This window comes from Pedobacter sp., assembly GCF_035566355.1.
Lineage (GTDB): Bacteria > Bacteroidota > Bacteroidia > Sphingobacteriales > Sphingobacteriaceae > Pedobacter.
In genome coordinates this window covers 1-5,450 of sequence record NZ_DATMRL010000368.1, presented here as the reverse complement: position 1 = coordinate 5,450, position 5,450 = coordinate 1, and the positions used below count along the sequence as shown (strand labels likewise).

The window sequence follows — 5,450 nt, the reverse complement described above, 5'->3', positions numbered from 1 at the left end:
TGTTTTAATGTTATTAATGCTTTACCTCTAGTACGATACTACTACAGCAGGGATATTGAAATCACGACAGGCCTGTAGGTGTTCATTTTCAGTTCTCTATGAGGATCATCTCTAAAGGGTTTTTTAATAAAATATTCTGCTTCCCTTGAAAATCCGCCTTACAGGCCATCAAATTCAATTACCAATAAGGGCGCATGAGTGGTGATGTCGCAAATCACAAAATCAAAACTGGTTTTGAGTAAAAAGTTTTTGCCCCGACCTTCATATCTGACTTCATGATTTCATCATAGCCGAACACATTTCTAGGTGGGAGTTGTGGAAAAACGTCTAAGTATTTGCTCCAATAGGTCTTTAATCGCTTAAAAAGCTTTTCCTCTTCTCTACTGTCGAACACAGATTTTCTCATTGCCAACTATTAATAATCTAATCTATAACTTTTTACTAATAATTTTAGTTTATACGTTGGTGCTTTAGTTATCTTTGATAAATAAGTCAAAGCCTTACATTATGTTCAACACACGGGAGATAGCCTATTTAATCTGGGGCACCTTACTTTTAATTGTCCTTTTTTTCTCCGGAAAAAATCGTTCATCCCTTATCGACTTGATAAAGGCTTTCTTCTGTAAACAGTTTGTCTATGTTTATTTGATAGCACTTACTTATCTTTTTATATGCGTCTGGGTACTTTACAAGGTCAAAATATGGGATTCTTCGCTGATTAAAGATACGGTGATGTGGTTCCTGTTCGTTGCTTTACCATTAATGTACAATGCCGCCAAGATCAACAGCTTTCAAAAATTTGTCAAGCAGGTAGTTCGGCCCTTAGTGGCTTTTTCAATCATATATGAATACATCTTTGGCTTATATACATTCGACTGGTGGATCGAAATTTTAATGGTTCCTGTAGCAGTTTTTATTGGGGGAATGCTTGCTTTCAGTGAAAAGAAACCAGAACACAGGCAGGTACATAAACTCATGAATGGCATATTTATTTTAATCGGACTGATCTCTTTAGCTGCGGTTGTTATCCATTTGATTCATCATTATACCGACTATCTTAACCGGTTAACCGCAATGCAGTTCATCATGCCACTGTGTTTATCTCTGATGTTCGTCCCATTTTTGTATGGAATAGCTATGTTTACCCATTATGAAACGGCTTTTGTGGCTTTAAAGAGTCAGTTCAAGCTACCTGGTGTTTACAAGTATACTATGTTAAAAGTGATGCTACGGTTTCATGGTGACCTTGAGGGAATGGAACGTTGGAAAAGAATGGCTTTCACCAAGAACCTGCAAACCCGTAAGGAAGTGGATGAGGCCATTACTTTGGTTAAAACCTTGCAAGATGCAGAGCAAAATCCGCATACCGTAAACGAGGGGCTGGGCTGGTCACCATATCAGGTTAAAGACTTACTCGTTTCAAAAGGAATTGAGTCACCTGATTACCGAAACACTATTGATGAAGAATTTTGCTCTATTTCTCTTCCTTTTAAGCTGAGTGACGACCCCATATTTTCAGATACTATCACCTACATGGTACTCGGTGACCAATTGATAGCGACTGAACTCCACATTGGGCTAAAAGTTTTTAATGGAACTATAAATAATACAGCTTCCCTGATGTACTTACTGCAATGCTCAGAAATGCTTCATCAAAGCGTATTTGGTGAAGGTTTACCGGATAAGATCAAGAACGCAATAATTAAGGCAAAGAATACTACTTGCAATAATGTGCTGGCTAAGTTATCTGTTAAAAAAGAGCTATGGACAAACCGGACAAAAGGTTATAGTATGGATTTTAAAATTACTCATAACAGGCACCGAGTCTAGCGGTTAGTTTTATGATAAACCAAAGAATTATTTGCGTACTTAAAGAAACTGAAATATGGATAGCACAATTGATTATACCAGACTAATCGATCCAAGAAACGAGGATATTTTTGAGGAAATCCAGTCAAAATTTAAAGTCAGTTTCGAGCCGTCCTTTAACGGTGAACATTCGGTATACACGATAGGAAATTCGATTACCTTCTATATTCCTGTAGGCGTTTATTCGGCAGATGCGTTCACTCACGAGCTGTTACACGCTTATATTGATTATCATGAAGCGTATATCGGTGGCAATTTTAAAAACACGATGTGGCAGAGCAATATTTTAAAGCAATTGCTTGATCTTCCCTTGGCTGAACACATTACCAACAGTATCGCCCATACCCTAATGTTGCCCTTGTACCTTAAAATGGGTTTTGAGAAAAGTATGTTTCTGTTAGATTATCATGAGTTTAAGACGGAACCTGGTTTTATTAGCCAGATCGCCCGTTATTACAAGCAGGGTACCTTATATAACTTTTCTGCTGTAAGAAACTTCATTGGTAAATACTTTGCGTTCAAATGTGATCCAAACCCTACATTCAACTACGACGCTGAACTTCTCCGATTGAAAAAAATCGACAATCAGTTGTATCAAATATTGGAAGCTTATTTTATTCGTTGGGCGGATTATGATTTTACCGCAAATCCGCTAAGTGAGTATCGGGAAATAAATTCAGACTTATATAGTTCTTTAAAGGGCTGGATGACTGGAAAACGATTTGGCTAATGTTTTATACAGATTTACCTGCAAAACCGGGAACTCCCATTTTTATAATAAACTCATTAAAGGCCTGATCCAACACAGAATTTCTGTGATCCATATCCTTATGGAAAAGGGTTGCTATAGACCATTGGCGTTCAGCAGGACTTGCCACCTTTTTTTGTAGCATCTCTATAATGTTCAATTTTTGGTCAATAGCGCTACCAATGGCTTCAATATCCGAGATTGAGGCAAATTGAAGGTCATCTACCGACGATCCGTTAAGGTTATCAAGCATCGGTAACAGGGTTGAGTTTATGGAAAAAATATCCTCATAGCCGACAATAATACCAACTACTGAAGTAATTTTTGAAAATCTAGCATCATCTATTTGCGCTGTTAATATTTTCTGCTTGAAATCCGTTAACTGCTTGATTGCCTTTTGAACATTGCCTGATTTCACTTCCTTTTCCAGTGACTGTTTATCAAAATAGGTGCGGGAATCAATATTGAGTAGCGAAGTTTTGACTTCAAATAAGACGCATATATCTCCTTGAACAATTGCAAAGTCAGGGAGTTTCCCCGTCGTTTGAACAAAATCATTATCAAGATCGATAAAATCATGTTTGCCCGGTATGGACAAATGTTCACCTACATAGGCACGATACACCATTCCGAAGGCATTCCTGAACGGATTTTTTCCCGTCTTTCCTTCCTTTTCGGCCAATTCCTTTTCTTTATCTCCTAACAAATAGAATATCCCAGAACTTGCTCTATCAAGGAGATATTTGGCTTGAGGTACGAGATAGGTAGTAGAAGATAATTTTGAGGACTTTTCAACCTTAACGGCAGGCATGATTGTTAATGGTTCAAGGGCATACATATCCTTGAGCTTATGAGGTGTTTTCCAATCCGCCCCGCGAACTAACTCCCGATAACGCTGTGGTGTTCCGCAAGACAATGAAAGGAATATGCGCTGCGTATCCAGCGTAATTACGTGTTTCAGTTCTGCTATTTCATTCTTCATCTCGTAATCCAGTGTACCGTTTGATAGAATCCACATCGCAAAGCCAGTTGACATAAACTCGATAGGGGAGAGTCCGAAATATTCCCTAAACTTCTTATCAAAGTCATAATCGGTTGGGGTGGCAAGGATCAGCTTATGAAATAACAAAAAACCTCTACCGACTATTGTCTTTTTACTGGCCTGTAACGGGAATTGAATTTGTCCTATCCTGTTGAAGTAAAGGGAAAAACTATTTAATATGTCCTCTCCAGAGGACTCTTCCAAGTCTTCTAAATTCGCCACCTGATTGTAGGCCTTGTGAACCGCCGGATTATTCAGGTCAAGAAAAACGCCTTTATAATCGTTCGCCGACGAAAGCAGCAGAAAGCGCGCCATCCTGGAAAGCACAATAGATAGTGATCGCCTATCGTGTTCAGTTTTCCCCCTAACCTGCAACCAAGCCCATATCCAATCAGGTATATTCTTTCTGTCAGCTTTAACGGTCCCATACTTTAATGCCGCATTTACTGCACCAATTACATACAGCCCGTCGGATAAATGGAACTTTTTTAACTGATCATAAAGTTCGTCCAGGGAATTCTTTTGGGTCATGGAAATAAGTGTATTTGGATTAGCTTGATTTACAAAGGATTGGATGGATTGTGAAGGCTATTGTAAATATCTTTGTAAGTACGATCCGTCATCAGTGCTGGGTACACTTGGTCAAAGCCAAAATTATAAGGGAAGTCATTAATTAGGCTCTTGTCCTTCTCCAATATGTACTTACCATAATATGCAATGATAACCTTGTAGACTTGTACGGTATCAAAGATCTCCCGGCTCAGTAATTTAGAGTAACGGGTTTGCGAATAATGTTGCTTGGTATGAATGGTCTGATCCCTTAATTCTTGGAGATCAGCAAGGTTTTGCCACCATTTTTCCTGTTCTGGATTTGGTGTGTGGTATATGCCTGTGAAAATCGTTTTCAGCTTGGTGGTCAAAGGTAGAGATCGTTCGATATGATTTTTATCCATCACTTTAGTACCATTCGGTTTGGTAAAAGTGTAACCATCTGGAATGAAATTATTTATGAATGCTTCAATTGAACTATAGGCAAAGATCAGCGCAGTTGTGATCAGTTCAAAATAGTCGAAATATTCTCGCTGTTGCTCTGGTATCGGAAAATTACCGCTATAATACTGGTGCCTAATCAGAATGGTTTCATCATAGAATTTTCTTGCTGCCAGGAGGTTTTTTTCGCAAATGCTCGAATATAAGCCAACATCATTTGGTCGATCCAGATACGTAGAAAGGCCGTCAAATTCTAATACCCAATTATCACCGAATGTGTGACGGCGGTTCAAGTTATCCTCTTGTAAAATGATATCTGGCTTATGTGCTCTTAAATCTGCATTTTTCCTGTATTCAGAATTTATTTGATCTGTTACATATAATAAAGGGTCTATAATTACCCATGAATCATGTTGATAGCCTACATAATAAACCCTTTCGTTGTAGGAATAACTTTTGATGATGGCATTCGCTACTTCAGGATATCTTTCGACCAACAGATCAGAAATAAAATCGAGAGCTTGTTTGAACTTTGATATTAGGATATCACTCACATCGTTATGCAATTGAAAGAGCATTATTTTACCATCATTCGCCTTGTAAAAAAAAGAGTACGTAGCTGCCCGCATCGTTTCCAATATTGGCCTTTCTTCCTTTCTTCCAATCATTTTAAAAATATCTTCAAGCTTGGAAGCAAACTCAAGATAAAATTCCGATGTAGGATTATAATCGTTTGCAATAAAGTCTTCTGTCAGATAGAGGTTGATCCAAGAAGGAAAATATAGAAATCCGTCAGCAGGG

4 protein-coding genes are annotated in these 5,450 nt (G+C 38.2%); 2 read left to right on the top strand and 2 right to left on the bottom strand.

What is annotated here, in order from left to right; genetic code table 11:
* The first annotated feature begins 507 nt into the window (after positions 1–507).
* Both VNZ46_RS14100 and VNZ46_RS14095 read left to right on the top strand, forming a co-directional pair.
* Positions 508–1,830 carry a hypothetical protein gene (locus VNZ46_RS14100; RefSeq protein ID WP_325560729.1) on the top strand — a complete coding sequence of 441 codons (1,323 nt, stop codon included), beginning with the start codon at positions 508–510 and terminating at the stop codon, positions 1,828–1,830.
* Between the two features lie 55 nt (positions 1,831–1,885).
* Positions 1,886–2,599 (top strand): hypothetical protein, encoded by a 714-nt coding sequence (locus VNZ46_RS14095; protein WP_325560728.1) that lies wholly within the window; start codon positions 1,886–1,888, stop codon positions 2,597–2,599.
* Positions 2,600–2,603: 4 nt separating this feature from the next.
* On the opposite strand, the gene VNZ46_RS14090 is transcribed toward VNZ46_RS14095, so the two are convergent.
* Positions 2,604–4,190, bottom strand: a complete 1,587-nt coding sequence (locus tag VNZ46_RS14090; protein ID WP_325560727.1) for a hypothetical protein — start codon at positions 4,188–4,190, stop codon at positions 2,604–2,606.
* A gap of 29 nt (positions 4,191–4,219) precedes the next feature.
* A partial coding sequence (locus VNZ46_RS14085) for a hypothetical protein (RefSeq protein ID WP_325560726.1) occupies positions 4,220–5,450 on the bottom strand: 1,231 nt, incomplete at its 5' end.